The 18,100-nt window shown below is 64.7% G+C and carries 20 protein-coding genes and 1 pseudogene; 9 read left to right on the plus strand and 12 right to left on the minus strand.

All coding sequences use genetic code 11. From position 1 onward, the window contains the following. Positions 1 to 122 precede the first annotated feature (122 nt). The 3 genes from MAAFP003_RS23795 to MAAFP003_RS23805 are packed head-to-tail and all read left to right on the plus strand — an operon-like array spanning position 123 to position 2,049. Positions 123 to 425: a 2Fe-2S iron-sulfur cluster-binding protein gene (locus MAAFP003_RS23795; RefSeq protein WP_423790938.1), complete on the plus strand. Its 303-nt coding sequence runs from the start codon at positions 123 to 125 to the stop codon at positions 423 to 425. 20 nt (positions 426 to 445) lie between these two features. After that, entirely contained in the window at positions 446 to 760 is a 315-nt protein-coding gene (locus tag MAAFP003_RS23800; RefSeq protein WP_096291369.1) for a DUF4286 family protein, read from the plus strand. Positions 761 to 783: 23 nt separating this feature from the next. Further along, on the plus strand, positions 784 to 2,049 hold the full coding sequence (locus MAAFP003_RS23805; RefSeq protein WP_096290125.1) for an amidohydrolase family protein: 1,266 nt from the start codon (positions 784 to 786) through the stop codon (positions 2,047 to 2,049). A gap of 27 nt (positions 2,050 to 2,076) precedes the next feature. Here MAAFP003_RS23805 and MAAFP003_RS23810 read toward each other — a convergent pair whose 3' ends face one another. From MAAFP003_RS23810 to MAAFP003_RS23825, 4 genes are read right to left on the minus strand one after another with little or no spacing between them, the layout of a single operon-like run. Beyond that, positions 2,077 to 3,117: a CaiB/BaiF CoA transferase family protein gene (locus MAAFP003_RS23810; protein WP_096290126.1), complete on the minus strand. Its 1,041-nt coding sequence runs from the start codon at positions 3,115 to 3,117 to the stop codon at positions 2,077 to 2,079. After that, on the minus strand, positions 3,114 to 4,070 hold the full coding sequence (locus MAAFP003_RS23815; RefSeq protein ID WP_096290127.1) for an LLM class F420-dependent oxidoreductase: 957 nt from the start codon (positions 4,068 to 4,070) through the stop codon (positions 3,114 to 3,116). Before MAAFP003_RS23815 ends, MAAFP003_RS23810 begins: the two co-directional genes overlap by 4 nt. After that, positions 4,055 to 4,471: a cobalamin-dependent protein gene (locus MAAFP003_RS23820; protein ID WP_096290128.1), complete on the minus strand. Its 417-nt coding sequence runs from the start codon at positions 4,469 to 4,471 to the stop codon at positions 4,055 to 4,057. The genes MAAFP003_RS23815 and MAAFP003_RS23820 overlap by 16 nt, the downstream gene beginning before the upstream one ends. Continuing rightward, complete coding sequence (locus tag MAAFP003_RS23825; RefSeq protein WP_096290129.1) at positions 4,472 to 6,049, minus strand: methylmalonyl-CoA mutase family protein; 1,578 nt, start codon at positions 6,047 to 6,049, stop codon at positions 4,472 to 4,474. It abuts the gene before it with no gap. 89 nt (positions 6,050 to 6,138) lie between these two features. Between MAAFP003_RS23825 and MAAFP003_RS23830 the strand changes: the two are divergent. Then, a pseudogene (locus tag MAAFP003_RS23830) lies at positions 6,139 to 6,465 on the plus strand (SDR family NAD(P)-dependent oxidoreductase); the annotation flags it as partial. A gap of 62 nt (positions 6,466 to 6,527) precedes the next feature. Beyond that, positions 6,528 to 8,057 (plus strand): amidase, encoded by a 1,530-nt coding sequence (locus MAAFP003_RS23835; RefSeq protein ID WP_096291370.1) that lies wholly within the window; start codon positions 6,528 to 6,530, stop codon positions 8,055 to 8,057. 10 nt (positions 8,058 to 8,067) lie between these two features. On the opposite strand, the gene MAAFP003_RS23840 is transcribed toward MAAFP003_RS23835, so the two are convergent. Then, on the minus strand, positions 8,068 to 8,874 hold the full coding sequence (locus MAAFP003_RS23840; RefSeq protein ID WP_096290130.1) for a class I SAM-dependent methyltransferase: 807 nt from the start codon (positions 8,872 to 8,874) through the stop codon (positions 8,068 to 8,070). 60 nt (positions 8,875 to 8,934) lie between these two features. Continuing rightward, on the minus strand, positions 8,935 to 9,627 hold the full coding sequence (locus MAAFP003_RS23845) for a M15 family metallopeptidase (protein ID WP_423790953.1): 693 nt from the start codon (positions 9,625 to 9,627) through the stop codon (positions 8,935 to 8,937). A gap of 365 nt (positions 9,628 to 9,992) precedes the next feature. On the opposite strand from MAAFP003_RS23845, the gene MAAFP003_RS23850 reads away from it, so the two are divergent. Further along, entirely contained in the window at positions 9,993 to 10,490 is a 498-nt protein-coding gene (locus MAAFP003_RS23850; RefSeq protein ID WP_096290132.1) for a hypothetical protein, read from the plus strand. A 6-nt stretch (positions 10,491 to 10,496) separates the two neighbouring features. Here MAAFP003_RS23850 and MAAFP003_RS23855 read toward each other — a convergent pair whose 3' ends face one another. Together MAAFP003_RS23855 and MAAFP003_RS23860 are read right to left on the minus strand one after the other, a co-directional pair. After that, positions 10,497 to 11,777 carry a cytochrome P450 gene (locus MAAFP003_RS23855; RefSeq protein WP_096290133.1) on the minus strand — a complete coding sequence of 427 codons (1,281 nt, stop codon included), beginning with the start codon at positions 11,775 to 11,777 and terminating at the stop codon, positions 10,497 to 10,499. Positions 11,778 to 11,799: 22 nt separating this feature from the next. Continuing rightward, complete coding sequence (locus tag MAAFP003_RS23860) at positions 11,800 to 12,003, minus strand: ferredoxin (protein ID WP_096290134.1); 204 nt, start codon at positions 12,001 to 12,003, stop codon at positions 11,800 to 11,802. A 150-nt stretch (positions 12,004 to 12,153) separates the two neighbouring features. Here MAAFP003_RS23860 and MAAFP003_RS23865 point away from each other — a divergent pair, with 150 nt between their 5' ends. From MAAFP003_RS23865 to MAAFP003_RS23875, 3 genes are all read left to right on the plus strand, one after another. After that, entirely contained in the window at positions 12,154 to 12,702 is a 549-nt protein-coding gene (locus MAAFP003_RS23865) for a TetR/AcrR family transcriptional regulator (protein ID WP_243394226.1), read from the plus strand. 99 nt (positions 12,703 to 12,801) lie between these two features. Next, on the plus strand, positions 12,802 to 13,641 hold the full coding sequence (locus MAAFP003_RS23870; protein ID WP_096290136.1) for a mycofactocin-coupled SDR family oxidoreductase: 840 nt from the start codon (positions 12,802 to 12,804) through the stop codon (positions 13,639 to 13,641). A 25-nt stretch (positions 13,642 to 13,666) separates the two neighbouring features. Beyond that, positions 13,667 to 14,122, plus strand: coding sequence for a PPOX class F420-dependent oxidoreductase (locus MAAFP003_RS23875; protein WP_096291371.1), 456 nt, complete (start codon positions 13,667 to 13,669; stop codon positions 14,120 to 14,122). A gap of 4 nt (positions 14,123 to 14,126) precedes the next feature. Here the strand turns inward: MAAFP003_RS23875 and MAAFP003_RS23880 are convergent, their stop codons facing one another. The 4 genes from MAAFP003_RS23880 to MAAFP003_RS29290 all read right to left on the minus strand — a co-directional run bounded on the left by MAAFP003_RS23880 (position 14,127) and on the right by MAAFP003_RS29290 (position 18,092). After that, complete coding sequence (locus tag MAAFP003_RS23880) at positions 14,127 to 15,077, minus strand: C1 family peptidase (RefSeq protein WP_133160887.1); 951 nt, start codon at positions 15,075 to 15,077, stop codon at positions 14,127 to 14,129. A gap of 174 nt (positions 15,078 to 15,251) precedes the next feature. Further along, positions 15,252 to 16,214 carry a zinc-binding dehydrogenase gene (locus tag MAAFP003_RS23885; protein ID WP_096290138.1) on the minus strand — a complete coding sequence of 321 codons (963 nt, stop codon included), beginning with the start codon at positions 16,212 to 16,214 and terminating at the stop codon, positions 15,252 to 15,254. A gap of 115 nt (positions 16,215 to 16,329) precedes the next feature. After that, positions 16,330 to 16,851: a nuclear transport factor 2 family protein gene (locus MAAFP003_RS29285; protein ID WP_279304558.1), complete on the minus strand. Its 522-nt coding sequence runs from the start codon at positions 16,849 to 16,851 to the stop codon at positions 16,330 to 16,332. 41 nt (positions 16,852 to 16,892) lie between these two features. Beyond that, positions 16,893 to 18,092 (minus strand): alcohol dehydrogenase catalytic domain-containing protein, encoded by a 1,200-nt coding sequence (locus MAAFP003_RS29290; RefSeq protein WP_207768603.1) that lies wholly within the window; start codon positions 18,090 to 18,092, stop codon positions 16,893 to 16,895. Between the last annotated feature and the right edge of the window lie 8 nt (positions 18,093 to 18,100).

Here is an 18,100-nt window from a genome sequence, read left to right on the forward strand (position 1 = left end):
ATCGGCTTGTGAGAATAGTATTCTCTATACTGAAGAACGCAAGTACGGACGGGGCGGCAAAGTTGGAACCCGAAGCGTTCCAGCGCGCGGCGGTCGCCGCGACGATCGAGGAGACTCCAAGGGTGCCAGATCCCACTTCAAACGGTGCCGAGCCCGGCACGGTGACGATCTTCTTGGAACGCAGGAAGGCGTCGGTGCCGCTGGTTCCCGGCGAGACGCTCCTGGAAAGCGCGCGGCGGGCCGGCCTGGATCCCCCGTTCAACTGCGAGGCCGGCAACTGTGGCACCTGCATGGCTCGCCTCGAGAGCGGGCACGCGACGATGCGGATCAACGACGCTCTCGACGACGACGAAGTGGACGAAGGCTACATTTTGACGTGCCAGGGCATACCCGATTCGGATTCGGTTACGGTGCGCTACGAATAGTCACGAAAGAGGTGGCGACAATGGCCAAGGGCATCATTCTGGTGGAGAGTCGACCCAGTTCGCCCGAACGCGACCAGGAGTACAACACCTGGTACGACGAAGTCCATCTGCCTGAGCTCGTCGCTCTCGAGGGATTCGTCTCGGCGCGACGACTGCGTCCGGTCAACGCGGACGACCCCTACGTAGCCATCTACGAGATCGAGGGCGACGACTTGCAGGCCGTCCTGGACAACATGATCGCCAACGCCGGGCAGCTGACGATGTCGGATGCGTTGCTGCTTGATCCCGCGCCGATCCCCCGGCTGCTGTTGACGACGACCGAGTGCGATGGCTAGCGCTGTCTGGGAAGGAATCCCGTATGGATGTCGATGACCTGATCCTGGTGAGCATTGACGACCACGTCGTCGAGCCGCCGGACATGTTCCTGCGCCACGTGCCCGCCAAGTACAAGCCCGAGGCGCCGATCGTCGTGGTCGACGACAAGGGCGTCGACCAGTGGATGTACCAGGGCAGGCCGCAGGGCGTGAGCGGGCTGAATGCCGTGGTGTCGTGGCCGGCAGAGGAATGGGGTCGCGATCCGGCCGGTTTCGCGGAGATGCGTCCCGGCGTCTACGACGTCCACGAACGCGTTCGGGACATGAACCGCAACGGCATCCTCGCGTCGATGTGCTTCCCGACGTTCACCGGCTTCTCCGCGCGGCACCTCAATATGCACCGCGAGGAGGCGACGCTGGTGATGGTGTCGGCCTACAACGACTGGCACATCGACGAATGGGCCGGTTCTTACCCGGACCGGTTCATCCCGATCGCCATCTTGCCGACGTGGAACCCGGAGGCGATGTGCGCCGAGATCCGCCGGGTGGCAGCCAAGGGCTGCCACGCGGTGACGATGCCGGAATTGCCGCACCTGGAAGGACTTCCGAGCTACCACGATGAGGATTACTGGGGCCCGGTGTACCGGACGCTCTCCGAGGAGAACGTGGTGATGTGCCTGCACATCGGCACCGGATTCGGGGCGATCAGCATGGCCCCCAACGCACCCATCGACAACATGATCATCCTGGCCACCCAGGTGTCGGCGATGTGCGCGCAGGATCTGCTGTGGGGCCCCGCGATGCGCAACTATCCCGACCTGAAGTTCGCCTTCTCCGAGGGCGGCATCGGCTGGATCCCGTTCTACTTGGACCGCAGCGACCGCCACTACACCAACCAGAAGTGGCTGCGCCGCGACTTCGGCGACAAGCTGCCCAGCGATGTGTTCCGCGAGCATTCGCTGGCCTGTTACGTCACCGACAAGACGTCGCTGAAGCTGCGCCACGAGATCGGCATCGACATCATCGCCTGGGAGTGCGACTACCCGCACTCGGACTGCTTCTGGCCCGACGCGCCTGAGCAGGTGCTGGCCGAGCTGAACGCCGCCGGCGCCGACGACTCCGACATCAATAAGATCACCTGGGGCAACGCCTGCAAGTTCTTCAGCTGGGACCCGTTCGCCCGCACCGCCCGCGACCAGGCGACAGTTAAGGCTCTGCGCGCCAAGGCGACTGACGTGGACGTGTCCATCCGGCCGCGGGCCGAGTGGGCGCGGCTCTACGAGGAAAAGCAGGCCGCCGTAGCGCGGTAGATCCGGCGGCAGTCGGCGCCGAGCGTGTTAGGCCTCCGGCAGCTCTGGGGGCGGCCGATAGTCGGGCCGGTACCCGGAAACGTGGATCGGGCTGCCGACGAGGCGGAAATCCCCTGCCGTCACAATCACTTCCGGCGTCGCCTCGAGTGCTTCGGGCAGGGTCCGCACGGCCGCCGCCGGAACGCCCAGCGGGCGCAGCCGTCGTTCCCATCCGGCGGCGCTGTCGGTTGCCAGCATCGCCGTGACCACCGCCAGCACTTCGTCGCGGCGAGCGACTCGCTCGGCCATCGTTTCGAACCCCCCGATGCCCGCTTCCGCGGCAAACGACTTCCAGAAGCCGTCGTGCGTGATGAACAGCGCCAGATACCCCTCGGCCGTCGGAAACAGCTGGGCCGGAACGTAATACGAGTGGGCTCCGTACGGCCGGCGCTGCGGCTCGACACCACTGTTGAGATAGGCCGACGCGTGATAGTTCAGTTGCGACAGCATCACGTCGCGCAGCGACACATCGACCTGCCCACCGGTTCCAGAGATGATCTTGGCCAAAAGCCCGAGCGCCGCTGTCATTCCAGTGGAGTTGTCGGCCGAGGAGTAGCCCGGCAGCGTCGGCGGGCCATCCGGGTCTCCGGTCAACGCGGCGGTTCCGACGCCGGCCTGCACCACGTAGTCGAAGGCCGGGTCATCGCCGCCGTACAGGCCGAAGCCGGTGATCGCGACGCAGACGATCCGCTCGTTGTGGCGTCGCAGCGCGTCGTAGGTGAGCCCCAGCCGACGGATGGCCGAAGGCTTCAGGTTCACCAGCAACGCATGCGCGTTGGCGACCATTTCACCCAGGCGTTGCTGTCCCGCATCGGAATTCAGGTCCAGCGTGATGCTGGACTTGTTGCGGTTGATGCTGGCGAAGTAGGTGGCGCCGACGCTGCGGGAGATCTCGCCGCCGGCGGGCTCGATCTTGGTGACCTCGGCACCGAGATCGGCGAGCAGCATGGTGGCGTACGGACCCGCCAGCATCGTGCCGACTTCGAGGATGCGTATCCCCGCCAGCGGCCCGGTGTTGTTGTCGGTCAACGCAATTCCGCTGCGAGTGAGGCGATCACTTCGCGGGTGCGGCGCTTGGAAGCGACCAGCTCGTCGCGGTTGTCACCGATCGGGAGCAGCCGCACCGACAGGTCGGTCACCCCCGCGTCGGCAAACCGCCGCATCCGGGCGAGGATCGCGTCCTCGTCGCCGGCCGCACACAGATCGCCGACATCGCGCGCGTCGCCGCGGTCGAGCAGACGCTGGTAGTTGGGCGACACCTCGGCCTCACCCAGGATCCGGTTGGCCCGCTCCTTGGCCTCGTCGACGCGTGAAGGCTCGCAAAGACATACCGGGATGCCCGCGATGATCCGCGGCGCCGGACGACCAGCGTCCGCGGCGGCCTTGGTGATCTTCGGTGCGATGTGATCACCGATCGCGCGCTCATCGGCCATCCACAGCACGGTGCCGTCGGCGAGTTCGCCGGCGATCTGCAGCATCACCGGGCCCAGCGCGGCGACCAGGACCGGCATCGGGGTATCGGCGCCGATCGCCATCGGGTTGTGCACGGTGAACGAGTCATTCTCGATGTCAACGGATCCCGGCCCGGCGATAGCGGCGTTAAGCACCTGCAGGTAGTCCCGCGTGTACGCGGCCGGCTTCACGTAGGGCAAGCCGAGCATGTCGCGGACGATCCAGTGATGCGACGGTCCCACACCCAGCGCCAGCCGCCCACCGGCCACCGCATGCGTCGAAAGCGCCTGGCGCGCAAGCGCAATCGGATGCTGGGCCTGCAGCGGTACCACCGCGGTACCCAGCTCGATGCGTGAGCTGTGCGCGGCCATCAACGACACCATGGTCAGGCAGTCGAAGTCGTTGGGTACCTGCGGCATCCACGCGGTGTCCAGACCCGCGGATTCGGCCCATTCGATATCGGAGACCAGCTTGTCCACCTTGCGGGCCATATCGCCACGCTCGGCGCCGATCATCACTCCGACGCGCATGTTTCCTCCGTGGCAGTGCCGGTCAGTGAGCGGATTTCGCGTACCAGGTTCTCCAGCGGTGTGCCGGTGGGGAATACGGCGGCGGCGCCGGCGGAGATCAGCTTGGGCACGTCGGCGTGCGGGATGGTTCCCCCGACGACGACGGCGATGTCAGCGGCATCGGCGGCGCGCAACGCCTCGACGGTTCGGGCGGTGAGCGCCAGGTGTGCACCCGACAAGATGCTCAGGCCGACGACGGCGACGTCCTCCTGGACCGCGATCGACGCGATGTCTTCGATGCGCTGCCGGATGCCGGTGTAGATGACCTCGAATCCGGCATCGCGCAGGGTACGGGCGACGATTTTGGCGCCACGGTCGTGTCCGTCGAGGCCTGGTTTCGCGACCAGGATTCTTACCGCCATTCAGAACACCACCGGTTGCTGAAATTCGCCCCAGACCGCCTTGAGTGCGGAAACCATTTCTCCGACCGTGCAGTAGGCGTTGGCACAGTCGATCAACTTGTGCATCAGGTTGTCGTCTCCCTCGGCGGCACGCGACAAGGCCGCAAGGCTGGATTGCACTGCGGCCGAGTCTCTTTCAGCCTTGACCTTGGACAGCCGTTTGAGCTGCAGATCACGCCCTTCGGCGTCGAGTTCGTAGGTGACGACATCGTGTTCGGGCTCCTCGGTCACGAACCGGTTGACCCCGACGACCGGTCGCGTACCGGCTTCGACGTCACGATGCAAGTTGAAGGCTTCGTCAGCGATCAGGCCCTGCAGGTATCCGTCCTCGATGGCATGGACCATGCCGCCGTGCCGCTCCAGGTCGGACATGATCTCGATGATGCGTTCCTCGGTGGCGTCGGTCAGCGCCTCCACGAAATACGAGCCGCCCAGCGGGTCGGCTACGCTGGCGACGCCCGTTTCGTGCGCCAGGATCTGCTGGGTGCGCAGCGCCAGCGTCGTGGTCTCCTCGGTGGGCAGGGCGAACGGCTCGTCCCAGGCCGCGGTGAACATCGACTGGACCCCGCCCAGCACCGCGGCCATCGCCTCGTAGGCCACCCGGACGATGTTGTTGTGGGCCTGCGGCGCGTACAGCGATGCGCCACCGCAGACGCAACCGAAACGGAACATCGCCGCCTTGGCGGTAGTCGCTCCATAACGTTCTTGCACGATGGTCGCCCAACGGCGCCGTCCCGCACGGTATTTGGCGATCTCTTCGAAGAAATCGCCGTGCGTGTAGAAGAAAAACGAGATCTGCGGGGCGAACTGGTCGATGGTCATCCGGCCGCGCTCCACGACGGTGTCGCAGTAGGTCACCCCGTCGGCCAGGGTGAAGGCCATCTCCTGCACCGCGTTGGCGCCGGCGTCGCGGAAGTGCGCTCCGGCCACCGAAATGGCGTTGAACCGCGGCACCTCGGCCGCACAGAACTCGATGGTGTCGGCGATCAGCCGCAGCGACGGTTCCGGCGGCCAGATCCACGTTCCGCGCGAGGCGTACTCCTTGAGGATGTCGTTCTGAATGGTGCCGGTGAGCTTCGCCCGCGGAATCCCTTTTTTCTCCGCGGCAGCGACGTAGAACGCCAGCAGGATCGCCGCCGTCCCGTTGATCGTCATGCTTGTGCTGAGCGTGTCCAGCGGGATCCCGTCGAACAAGATCTCGAAGTCGGCCAGGGTGTCGACCGCGACGCCGACCCGGCCGACCTCCTCACCGAACTCGGGGTCGTCGGAGTCGTATCCGCATTGAGTGGGCAGGTCGAGTGCCACCGACAGCCCGGTCCCGCCTTGTTCCAGCAGGTAACGGTAGCGACGGTTGGATTCCTCGGCGGTGCCGAAGCCGGAGTACTGGCGGAAAGTCCACAACTTGCCGCGATAGCCGGACGCGAAGTTGCCCCGGGTGAAGGGGAACTCTCCGGGCGCCGGAGGCTCCGCGCTCCTATCCGCCGGCCCGTATACGGGCTGCAGCGGGATACCAGAGGGAGTGTGGGCCGTATTATCCATCGATGAATAACGTACTTGCAAAAAAAGAGAATGCCAATACCACGCGCTGATCAGGTCAAATACCTGACTGGGCTGCACAGAGGAGGCGAATGGCCGACAACAGGCTCGCCGACCGCACGGTGGTGATATCCGGCGGCAGCCGGGGCATCGGACTCGCCATCGGAATCGGCGCGGCCCGCCGGGGCGCCAACGTGGTGCTGCTGGCCAAGACCGACACCCCGCATCCCCGCCTGCCGGGGACGGTGCACACCGCGGCCGCCGAGATCGAGGCCGCCGGCGCTAAGGCGCTCGCGGTCGTCGGCGACGTCCGCCGTGAAGAGGATGTGGAGCGCGCGGTCGACTCCGCTGTGCTGAAATCCGCCCGTGTCACCGACCTCTCTCGTTATGGCGGCGGCGAGCAGCCGATACCCGACCTTTTCCTCGATTGACAACTAAGCTGCTGGGCGCACCGACCGCCGACTACCCCGACGAGGTCGAAATGACGGTTTCCCGGCCATCGGCAGCCGATATCGACGCTGCTGCACAGTATTTCGGCTTTCACCTTAACGCCGAGGAACGACCGGGTTACCTGGCAGCCGTTGAGCAGACACTGGCCTCTTACGACGTGGTCGACGCGCTCTACGAGAAATTCGCACGTCCGCAAGTGCCGGAACGCGCATACCAGTTCCCGCAACCGGCCGATAACCCGCTGGGCGCCTGGTACGTGACCACCGAGATCACATCCGGCGCGGATGGCCCGTTGTCGGGACGATCGGTGGCGATCAAGGACAACATCGCGGTCGCCGGGATTCCGATGATGAACGGGTCGCGGGCGCTGGAGGGTTACCTCCCCGGGCGCGACGCGACGGTGGTCGAGCGGCTGCTGGCAGCGGGGGCCACGATCGCGGGCAAGAGCGTCTGCGAAGACCTGTGCTGTTCGGGCTCCAGCTTCACACCGGCCTCCGGTCCAGTGCGCAATCCCTGGGATACCGATCGCGAGACAGGCGGATCATCCTGTGGCAGTGCAGCATTGGTTGCCAGTGGCCAAGTCGACCTGGCCCTCGGTGGCGACCAGGGCGGCTCCATCCGCATCCCCGCCTCGCTGTGCGGCATCGTCGGGCACAAGCCGACGCACGGATTGGTCCCCTACACCGGCGCGTTCCCGATCGAGCGAACGGTCGATCACCTCGGCCCCATGACACGCACCGTCGCCGACGCTGCGCTGTTGCTCACGGTGCTGGCCGGAGCCGACGGAAACGACCCGCGCCAGTGCACGGAGCCGGTGGCGGTCGACTACCGGGCCGCACTCACCGGCGACGTGACCGGTTTGCGGGTGGGCATCCTGCTGGAAGGATTCGGATGGCCCGGTTCGCCGCCGGCGGTCGACGACGCAGTACGATCCGCAGTCCAGCGATTCGGCGAAATAGGCTGCAGTATTGGCGAAGTCAGCGTGCCTTGGCACCTGAGCGCCCTGCACATACTTGCCGTCATCCTCACCGACGGCGGCACGGCGCAGATGTTGGACGGCAACGGGTACGGGTCCGGCGTAAAGGGGCGCTATGACCCAGAACTCGTGGCGCACTTCGCAACACAGCGAGTTGCCAAGGCCGATGAACTCGCCAGCACGGTCAAGGTCGCCGCGCTGACCGGCCACTATGGGCTACACACGCTGGGTGGAGCGTCGTATGCCAAGGCGCGCAATCTGATACCGCGGGTCAGTGCCGCCTACGACGAGGCGCTGGCGCGTTACGATGTGCTGGCCATGCCGACCGTGCCGGGTCTCGCCAATCTGCTGCCACAGGGCGGACCGCGAGACGTCGCCCTGATCCCACGGGCCATGGGTAAGGCCTTCAACACCGGGCCGATGGATATCACCGGTCATCCGGCGATATCGGTGCCGGCCGGCCTGGTCGACGGGCTGCCAGTAGGAATGATGCTGGTGGGCAAGCTCTTCGACGACGCGACCGTGCTCAGGCTCGCCGACGCGTTCGAATCGCTGTGCGGCGGCTTTCCGGTGGCACCGGGTTGAGATCATAAATTCATGCGCGGCAGATGATTTCGCCGTGCGGGATCGCCAACCAACCGTCTTTGGCGGCGGCCCACTGTCGCCATGCCGCCGAGATCTCCTCGAGCTGCGCGGTGGTCGCCAGGCCGAACCGTAGTATGTCGCCGGCGATGCCGGAGTGCAGGATGCGGTCGGCCCACATGCCACCCCACCATTGGCGGGTCTCGGCCGTGGCATAGCACCAGAGGCTTCCCGCGGGCCTGACGTCGTCGAAGCCCGCTTCCAGCGCCCACGACAACAGCCGTCGGCCCGCGTCCGGCTCACCGCCGTTGGCACGCGCGGCCTGCTGGTAGATATCGCGCCAAAAGTCCAGTGCCGCAAGGCATGGATACCAGCTGAACCCCGCATAGTCGGCATCTCGAGCAGCCACTATGCCGCCCGGCACACACACCCGGCGCATCTCGCGTAGCGCCCGTACCGGATCGGCGACGTGCTGCAACACCTGGTGCGCGTGCACGACATCGAACGTGTCGTCGGCGATGTCGAGCCGCTCGACGTCGGCGGTCGCGAACGAGACGTTGGACAGGTTGTGTCGCTGCGCCTCCGCGCGGGCCACGTCGAGGACGTCGGCGAATTGGTCGATGGCCGTGACCGGTCCGGGCGCCACGATGTCGGCGAGGTCGGCGGTGATCGTGCCGGGGCCGCAGCCGACGTCGAGCAACGACTGCCCGGGCTTCAGGTACGCCAGCAGGTAGCCCGCGGAATCCTGCGCCGTGCGTCGCTGATGACTGCGCAGCACCGACTCGTGATGTCCGTGCGTGTAAGTGGCCCGGTCGTGCATGCCGCAAGCCTACCGGCGTGCGGTCACATTATGAAACTACCGTCTCGCTATATGAGACGGTTAGTCGACCGGGACATCGAGGATCGGGCGGTCGACGCCGGCCCCGGGACCGTCGAAATGCCACCACTCACCCGCGTACGGGGACAATCCGCCATACTTCATCGCGTCGCGTAACCGGGCCCGATTCGCCTGGGCGTCCGCGCTGACTCCCTGAGTGGCGAATGCCGTTGCGCGCGGGGTGAAATCGTCGAAGTCGGTGCCCATGTCGGCCAGGCACAGCCCGCCGGCGTGACGCTCCGGTGGGCACTGTGGCTGCACGCTGGTGAATGTCACGTCCACCGAACGTCCCGACTCATGGCTGTGCGCGTACGGACCCGGCCGTGCCACCCAGGCCGGGTTGGGAACCACATTGAACATCCGGACCTGGACGTCGTGCGGACGGTAGCAATCCCAGAACACCAGTAGATGCCCTTGCGGGCGTAGTGCCGACGCGGCGGTCGCTAGGCCCGCAGACATGGACTGGTGCACAAGACATCGGGCGTCGGCGGGATACAGCTGCGTGCCGGTGAAATTGTTGGTCGTCGCGTAGCGTAGATCGATGATCGCGTCGGGAACGACGGTGCGAACGTCGACGAAACCGGCCGCGCGCGCCGCGTCGCTGACGGGCGGCACGTCGGGACTCGCGTGTCCGGTTACGACTCCGAACAGCGCGATAAAACCGTCGGCTAGCGCAACCGCGAGGACCAGGCGCACACATCGCATCAAGCCATTGTCGCGGCCGGCCGTCGATTAGCCCGGTAGGACGGCGAAAATCTCCGGCGATCACCCGTTTCGGCCCGAAGGCGCGGAGGCGGGTATCGAGCCGCAGGGTTTACGAACGTTCCATGTCGGGATGCTGAGACACGAAATCCCGAACGAGATTTCGGCGGCGGTGGCAATGTCATTTAACTGCCGACATCTTTAACAAAAAGTCGCGCGCGCATCGACGGTGTGAGCTGGATTGCACCCGACGCGGCGTGTGATTTGCCTAACTGTCTGCTAATTATAGGCGCCGTCGTTCACTAATCTTGATACGTTCTGGGCTGTATCTTTGGCAGGAATTTAGCGTCAGGAAGTAAATGCGAAGAAGTATCGCGCTGTTGTTCGTTGGCGCCAATATGGCTGCGACGGCGACATTCTGGGGCGCAACGGGAGTTGCGACGGCGGATGCCAGTTCGGGTGGCACGCTGGTGCCCTTGACCCCGAAATTCCGGGCGTGCGACTTCACCTGGGCGGTCAATGTACCGACGATGGGCAAGGGCAGCGGCCAGGCCGTCATCAGCAGAGCCGCGTCCAACACGGTCGTCGCGCAGGTGCAACTGATTGCGGCCGAGCCAGGAGCCCATTACAACGTCAGGATGATTCAGTCACCCCGGACTTCGGCAGGCTGCGGAGCCGGCGACGTCGGAGTCAGCGCCGGCGGCCTGGACACCGACGGCAGCGGGGCGGGCACGACGACACTGGAAGGCCCGCTCGCCGCAAATTCCACCGGCGTATGGGTTTTCGTTGACCGCCCTTCGCCGCACTCGCAGACACCGATTGACTTCTACACCTCGGAAATTGTCACGCCGATCTAGTGGCCTCTAATTCGCCGCGGTGAATTCGATATGCAACTCGGTGAGCCCGCGCAGCAAGAACGTGGGCGTGTACCCGTAGCGCCGGTCGGATGGCGCCCCATGCTTGGCCTCGCTGATCGCGATGCTGCGGGTGCGATCGAGTAGCCGGTTGACCGTGACGTGTCCTTCCACCCGCGCGAGCGGTGCACCCGCGCAGGTGTGGATCCCCCGGCCGAAGGCGATGTGCTCACGCACGTTTTTCCGGTCGATCTGAAACTCGTTGGGACTGTCAAACTTCCGCGGATCGCGGTTGGCCGCGCCCAGGCACAGCATCAGCACCGTGCCCGCCGGAATGTGCACACCACCGAGCGTGGTGGTCTTGCGCGCCAGACGGAAGTCGACCTTCGTCGGGCTCTGCATGCGCAACGCCTCCTCGATGAATGTGGCGACGAGGTCTCTGTCTTCGCGCAACCGCTGCTGCAATTCCGGCTGATCACCGAGCACCTGTACGGCCGAACTCAGCAGCTTGGTCACCGTCTCCTGTCCCGCGGCGAACAGGAAGGTGGCCGGCCTGACCACCTCCAGCAACGGCGGGGTCGACCCGTCGGGGTAGGTGGCGGTGGCCAGTCCGGTGAGCACGTCCTCGCGCGGACGTTCGCGACGCTCGGCGATGTAACCGCTGAACAAGTCGTCGAGGTATTGCAGTGGATTGCTCCCCACCGGCTCGTGGTCCAGCGCGCCCACCCGGGTGCCCGGTGCGGTGCCCGCCCCGAGATTGCGGCGAATCTCCGCGCGATCCTCGTCCGGAACGCCGAGCAGATCGGCGATCGCCAGCGTCGCGAACGGCTTCGCGTACTCGCCGAGGAACTCGCAGCGACCGTTGGCGATGAACTCGTCGATCTGCCGATCCGCCAGCTGCCAGATGTAGTCCTTGTTTTCCTGCAGCCGGCGCGGTGTCAGCAGCCGCCCCAACAGCGAACGCGCCTTTTCGTGTTCGGGCGGGTCCATGACGACCATGTGTTCGAAGATCGGGAACTCGTGGCGATGCGCTTCGATCTGCTCGCTGATGTTGTCGCCCTCCGGGGTGAACGGCAGCGGCGGGAAGGGGCCGCCGATCGCGTTGACCGCGGAGAACGAATCGACGTCTTTGAACGCGGTGTGGACTTCCTGGTAGCCGGTGACGGCGACGACGCCGTGATGCGGCTCCCGGAACACCGGACCCTGCTCCCGCAGATAGTCCCAGTACGCGTAGGGATCCTGGGCGGTGGCGGCGTCGGTGAAGTAGTCGACGTCGGCGAGATCGGTCATCGGTTCGAATCCTTTCCGGGAACTACAGATCCGGCGCATCTTCGGCGACCACGCTGATGGCTTGGCGCGGACAAGCGGCTACCGCGGCTTCCACGCTGTGCCGCAACGACTCGGCCGGCCGCTCGTCGCAGGTCGCGACGTCGTCGCCAAGGTCGAAAACTTCGGGCGCGATCTCCAGGCAGAGCGCGTGCGCCTCACACAGGCGTGGATCCACCCGAACACGCATCTGCGCCTCCGTCTCGTGTCTGCGCCTCAAATAACTGATCGCTCGATCAAATTGTTAGGATGCGGTATGCCTACCACGCGCGGCACAGACCGGTCAAGCAAAACCTCGGCGCCGGCGGCGCGGCGCAACGACGCCGGCGCGCGCGCTAAACTGATCGAGGCGACCGCCCGCATCATGCGCGAGGAAGGTTATGCCGCAGCCACTTCCCGGCGGGTCGCCGCGACGGCCGGCGTCAAGCAGGCCCTGGTCTATTACTACTTTCCGACGATGGACGACCTATTCGTCGAAGTGTTGCGCACCGGGGCGGAAGTCACCCTGAGCCGCATGCGCGCCTTGCTGTCCGACGACGATCCACTGCAGGCGCTGTGGCTGATCAACAGTGATTCGGCATTCACGACGCTCAACGCCGAATTTATGGCATTAGCCAACCATCGCAAGGTAATTGGAGCCGAGCTGAAGGCGTATGCCGAACGTGTCCGCGACATCGAAACGGCCGCGGTCACGATGGTGCTCCGCGCCAACGGCGTCGACCTCGACGACTATCCGCCGATGGCGATTTCGATGCTGATCGCGCAGACCGCCCGCAGCCTGTGCAACGAGAGCGCCGTGGGTGTCACTCAGGGGCACGATGAATTGCGGTCATTCGTAGCACGTTTGATGGTTCTACTCAAAACGCCCGCGCCGACACGGCGCGGCTAGCATCGGCCGCTGCACGGCAGTGCTGTTGACAAGAGCGGACGATTGGTGCCAGGCTCCTGATCGATCGATCAGTATCAACCGAGCAACGAGGGTGCGGTCATGAGTGGACGAGTCGAGGGCAAGGTCGCGTTGATCACCGGCGCGGCTCGCGGGCAGGGACGCAGCCACGCGATGCGCCTGGCGGCCGAAGGCGCCGACATCATCGCTGTCGACATCTGCACGGCGGTCAGCAGCAACAGCGTGATCCCGCCGTCGACACCGGATGACCTGGCCGAAACCGCCGATCTGATCAAAGGCCTCAACCGTCGCGTGGTCACCGCCGCAGTTGACGTGCGCGACTTTGCGGCGCTGAAAGCCGCGGTGGACGGCGGCGTCGAGCAACTTGGCCGGCTGGACATCATCTGCGCCAACGCCGGCATCGGAAACGGTGGACAGACACTCGACAAGACCAGTGAAGACGACTGGAACGACATGATCGACGTCAACCTCTCGGGCGTCTGGAAGACGATCAAAGCTGGCGTGCCACACTTGATTTCACAAGGCCAAGGAGGCTCGATCATCCTCACCAGCTCGGTCGGCGGACTGAAGGCGTATCCGCACACTGGTCATTACATCGCCGCCAAGCACGGCGTCGTAGGCCTGATGCGTACCTTCGCCGTCGAACTCGGTCAGCACTTCATCCGGGTCAACTCCGTGCACCCCACCAACGTGAACACGCCGATGTTCATGAACGAGGGCACGATGAAACTGTTTCGTCCGGATCTGGAAAACCCCGGTCCTGACGATCTGAAGGTTGCCGCGCAGTTCATGCACGTCCTTCCGATCGGGTGGGTGGAGCCGGTGGACATCAGCAACGCGGTGCTGTTCCTGGCCTCCGATGAATCCCGTTACATCACAGGTCTTCCCGTCACCGTCGATGCCGGGAGCATGCTCAAGTAGGCGCCCGGTGGCTACCCTGGACTTCATGGCTCCCAAAGTGGCGACCGCGGACGTGGTCAGTCTTCCCGACCTTCTCGAGTTCATTCGGCCGCGACACAAGATGCTGCTGACCACCTTCCGTTCGGACGGGTCGCTGCACAGCTCCCCGGTGACCGGTGGTGTGGACGAGCAGGGCCGCATCGTGATCGCCACCTATCCGCAGCGCGCCAAAAGCGCGAACATCCGCCGCAGGCCGTCGGCGAGTGTGCTGGTGCTCTCCGACGACTTCAACGGGCCCTACGTGCAAGTCGATGGGGACGCCGAAGTCATCGACGTACCCGACGCAGTGGAATTGCTTGTCGACTACTTCCGGGTGATCGCCGGAGAACACCCGGACTGGGACGACTACCGCCGCGCCATGGTCGATCAGGGCAAGTGTCTGATCCGCGTGACCCCGCGCCGCTGGGGTCCGGTGGCCACCGGCGGTTTCCCGCCGAAGTAGGGACTCAAGCCGACTCTGGTACGTAGATGCCTTGTCCCTGGGCCAATTTTTCCAGGGTGTCGTAGGCCATCCAGACGAATCCCTTTTGGCCCCAGTGTCTTCCCCAGCTGTTCTGAATCCGGACCGCGCCGGTGCTATTCGGATATGCGTCGTCGTAGCCGACGATGAGCATCACATGACCGGATTTCTTACCGTTGCGGTCCCGACTCACCTTTCCATTCCCGACATACGGCGACGGTTGGCCGCGGTAATGCGGAAAGTCCGTGTAGAGCGAGGTGCCGAAGGCGATCGGCACGCCGGACGCGATGACCGTACGAAGATTGTTCAATCCGTCGGCCCCGGTGATGTGCGTCAACTTGTACTCGGGGATGCGGAAGCTGGCATCCGGCGGGATTGGCTGCGAGCCGTACTGCGACCATTCCACTCCGCAGGTTGCCTTGGATCCCGGCTTGCGGTTCGGGGCGGCAGCCAGGGACGGAGTGCCGCCGTTGGATTGAAGCCATTCCAGGCACTTGGTGATTTGGCCACCGTGACAGGTGTTTTCGGGCGTTTTGTTCGCGATCTCGTATCGAATGTAGGCGTAGTCGGGTCCGGCCAGCCGGTCGGGACGGGTTGGTGCGATGCGGCTTTTGCGGGCCGCGTAGAACGTCGCGAGGCCGTATACAGAAGCCCACACGAAGCAATTCGGCATGGTTTGCCGCCCCACCGGGGGCAGCCACTCGTCCGGGACATGCGCGGCCGGCGGCACTTCGCCGCGGTGCGTGGGCTTTTCCGTTTTCCCGGGTTCTCCGGAATCCGGATCGTATCCATAGGAGGTGAGATCGGCCGGTTCTTCGCTGTAATTTTCGACTTTCTCGGCGGCTTGCTCGTGTCCGCTGCACGAGGACAACGCCACGGCCAAGGCGCCGGCCGCCGACAAGCTCAGCATCGAACGCCTGCTGATCCTTGGATCCACGGGTTCTCCCTAGGTGAAGGCGGCGGAGTTTGCCGACGACGCCTCATAACCTAATTGCGCCGGCCCGTGCTCGCCCGGCGTTACAGAACCCGGCTTGATGGAGTGCGTCGATCGAAGGTGGCCAGGGCCGGGATCTGATGGCCGCTCCGTAGGCGCGGCGTGTTGGGTAGGTCACTATGTGTTCGGCCGGGCAGTGCGGGGAACCGCCACGAACCGCCCTATCACGTCTCCGGCTTTGAGTCGTTCAATCGCATCGGGAATCTCCTCAAAGCCGACAAGATTGGTTGGGATGCGCAGGTCCCCGGATGCCATTTGCGCGAGCACGGCGTCGAGGTGGCGTGGGTCTGTCCCGCCTCTTGATCCGCGCAGCGTGACCGCTTTATAAACCAGCGAGGCCGTGGAGATGGTGGCTTCGAGCTGGCCGAGGCCGACTTGTACGACGCGTCCTCCGATGCGGACGGCGTTGACGGCTCCGCTGGTGGTGGTGCCGAAGCCGGCGAAGTCGACGATCAGGTCGAGGTTGAGAGGTGTGAGTTCGTTGACGTCGTCGACGACCGTGGTGACTCCGTGGGTCTTTGCAATGTCCCACACATCGTGTTTGGGTTCGGCGGCGTGAACTTCGGCGCCTTGGAGTTTGGCGATTTGCACCCCGGTAAGTCCGAGTCCGCCTAACCCGACGATGCCGACTCGGTCACCAGGTCGGACCTCTCCGGCAGCTACGATTGCGCCGTAAGCGGTTTGGCCGGCGTCGGTGGCAGTGGCGGCTTGGTCAAATGCAACGGTGTCGGGCAATTTGATGAGCCCGCTCGCTTTGGTGAGGCATTTCTCGGCGAAGCCGCCGTCAACGGCCCAGCCAGGGGCGAAATCCTCGGGACCGCCGACGACGACGCGGTCACCGATGGTGAATCCTTTTACGTCTTGCCCTATTTCGGACACGTAGCCCGCGACTTCATGGCCCAGGGTCATGGGCAATCTAGGCAGTAGCGGGGTCAAAGTTCCGTCGAGGAAGCCGACGTCGCTATGGCATAGGCCCGCTGCGGCTACGTCGATGACGACTTCACCGGGCCCGGGGCACGGGTCGTCGAGTTCGACCAGCCGCAGAGGTTCGTTGGCAGCGGTGAGTTGCCAGGCTTTCATGCAATAACCTTTCAGTTCCTGTACGCAGTGTGCGCATCTGGGCCGATCTACCGAGTGGGTCGTGGTGCCTGTTGATGTCGGCGCACGATCGTGGTCGTAGACGAGATCGTCGCGGTTAGATGGCGGACAGCTGGCGCAGATACTCGATGTTGCCGGCTGCCGCGGCGCTGTGCAGGCTGCCGAGCACGATCACCGCAGTCGGATCGGTCGCGACGTCCGGAGCGCCCATGACTTTGGGATTTCCTTTGGACCACACCATGGTGCAGGTGCGCTGAGTAATCCACCATGCCGCACCGCGGCGTGAAAGACGGTCGTCGTACCAGCCCGCGGACTCAAATTCGTTGCCGCCCTGGGTTTTCTTGACGAACAGACCGTGGACATAGCTGAGGCAGTGGGCGGTATCGCCCTGGACGCTCACAACGTGGTTAGTGGTGACATGTAGGGTCGCCTCGTAGTCAGCGTGCACGGCGGCGAACGCCTTCTTGAGATCGGCGCGGTTACTCCACCGGGCGCCGCGACCGAAATCAATGTCGGCTTCGGTGTCGAAGACTTGATCCAACAGGTCCCACTGTCGAGTGTCGACGGCCAGCGCATAGCGGTTGACCACATCGATCACAGCGGTTCTATCGTCAATCATTGCGTGCGCGCCTCCCTTAGCGGTGGTGGAGCTGTTTATGGTCACGACTGGCAAGAGATGAGGTACTTGCCAGCGGTGGCTTGCCGGCAATATCCGAGCATCGCTTCGCGAGTGAGCGCTTGGGTGAGGGGAACCGTCCGCGCATAGGTCGTGGCGAACGTCGTGTCGGATTCGGCGATGATCCTTTGACGCAACTCCGCATTGCGTTGCGGTGTGAGGCGAGCCAAGGCGTGCGCCATGGTCCATCCGCTGATCCCCCACAGCATGCCGTTGCCGGTGGCGTGCACCAGGGTCGGTCCGGGGTCCAGGTGGCCGTAGATGTAGACGTGTTTGGGCTCGACGGAGCCATACGGAGTGGGGTGCGTCATGCGGGCGGCGGCCGCATACTCCATGGCGACGAGCAGATCGGCGCTCATGGTGCCGCCGCCGATGGCGTCGAACGCCGCGGTCGCGCCGGTGGCCGCGACCGCGGCGACCAGTGCCTCGGAGAAGGTGCGGTTGGCGGAGTTGCAGACATATTCGGCACCCAAAGCCTGCAACGTGCGAACGTGTTCTTCTCGCCGCACGATGTTTACCAACGCGATGTTGTCCTGGCGGCAGAGTTTCACCAGCATTTGGCCAAGGCTCGATGCCGCGGCCGTATTGATAAGCGCTCGATGGCCTTTGCGCACAACAGTTTCCACCATCGCCAATGCCGTCAAGGGGTTGACCATGAGTGCGGCAGCGTGGGTTGCCTCGATGTGATCGGGAACCGCGACGCATTCGCCGGCCGACACGGTGAGGTATTGGCCAAACGTTCCCCCGGTTCGTGGCATCAGGGCAACACGACGTCCCCGCCAGTCCGCGCAGTCCGGTGCCGTCATAATGACGGTTCCTGCACCCTCTTGACCGACGGGCAGCGCCGCCGCGCCGCGTGCGACAAGCGCTGCGCGCGCCGATCCCGGCACCGGAATCCGCACATTGGGATACCTTGCGGTGTCGTCGAATTCGGCGTTCGCTAGGTCAGCGGGACCGAGCATGGTCATCAGATCCGACGGGTTGATCGGCGCTGCCTCCATCCGAACGACGACCTGCCCTGGCTTGGGTGAACGCACCACCACATCGGCAACCTCGAGCCGAATTGCTCCGTCAGAAACCGACGAGCTGATCCGTAGCCCGCGAAGCAGTGCTCCAGCGGCCTTGCCGGACGGGTCATTAGATGACGTGGTAGATCCCGGGCGTCCCGCTTGCGCGGCTGACATATCGGCCT

The sequence above is a fragment of the Mycobacterium ahvazicum genome (assembly GCF_900176255.2).
GTDB lineage: Bacteria > Actinomycetota > Actinomycetes > Mycobacteriales > Mycobacteriaceae > Mycobacterium > Mycobacterium ahvazicum.

Excerpts from the sequence above, each read along its gene's own strand:
- MAAFP003_RS23800 (WP_096291369.1), top strand. The coding sequence starts at position 446 with ATGGCCAAGGGCATCATTCTGGTGGAGAGTCGACCCAGTTCGCCCGAA.
- MAAFP003_RS23805 (WP_096290125.1), top strand. The coding sequence starts at position 784 with ATGGATGTCGATGACCTGATCCTGGTGAGCATTGACGACCACGTCGTC.
- MAAFP003_RS23815 (WP_096290127.1), bottom strand. The coding sequence starts at position 4,070 with ATGCGCGTCGGAGTGATGATCGGCGCCGAGCGTGGCGATATGGCCCGC.
- MAAFP003_RS23820 (WP_096290128.1), bottom strand. The coding sequence starts at position 4,471 with ATGGCGGTAAGAATCCTGGTCGCGAAACCAGGCCTCGACGGACACGAC.
- MAAFP003_RS23825 (WP_096290129.1), bottom strand. The coding sequence starts at position 6,049 with ATGGATAATACGGCCCACACTCCCTCTGGTATCCCGCTGCAGCCCGTA.
- MAAFP003_RS23835 (WP_096291370.1), top strand. The coding sequence starts at position 6,528 with ATGACGGTTTCCCGGCCATCGGCAGCCGATATCGACGCTGCTGCACAG.
- MAAFP003_RS23840 (WP_096290130.1), bottom strand. The coding sequence starts at position 8,874 with ATGCACGACCGGGCCACTTACACGCACGGACATCACGAGTCGGTGCTG.
- MAAFP003_RS23850 (WP_096290132.1), top strand. The coding sequence starts at position 9,993 with ATGCGAAGAAGTATCGCGCTGTTGTTCGTTGGCGCCAATATGGCTGCG.
- MAAFP003_RS23855 (WP_096290133.1), bottom strand. The coding sequence starts at position 11,777 with ATGACCGATCTCGCCGACGTCGACTACTTCACCGACGCCGCCACCGCC.
- MAAFP003_RS23860 (WP_096290134.1), bottom strand. The coding sequence starts at position 12,003 with ATGCGTGTTCGGGTGGATCCACGCCTGTGTGAGGCGCACGCGCTCTGC.
- MAAFP003_RS23870 (WP_096290136.1), top strand. The coding sequence starts at position 12,802 with ATGAGTGGACGAGTCGAGGGCAAGGTCGCGTTGATCACCGGCGCGGCT.
- MAAFP003_RS23875 (WP_096291371.1), top strand. The coding sequence starts at position 13,667 with ATGGCTCCCAAAGTGGCGACCGCGGACGTGGTCAGTCTTCCCGACCTT.
- MAAFP003_RS23885 (WP_096290138.1), bottom strand. The coding sequence starts at position 16,214 with ATGAAAGCCTGGCAACTCACCGCTGCCAACGAACCTCTGCGGCTGGTC.
- MAAFP003_RS29285 (WP_279304558.1), bottom strand. The coding sequence starts at position 16,851 with ATGATTGACGATAGAACCGCTGTGATCGATGTGGTCAACCGCTATGCG.
- MAAFP003_RS29290 (WP_207768603.1), bottom strand. The coding sequence starts at position 18,092 with ATGTCAGCCGCGCAAGCGGGACGCCCGGGATCTACCACGTCATCTAAT.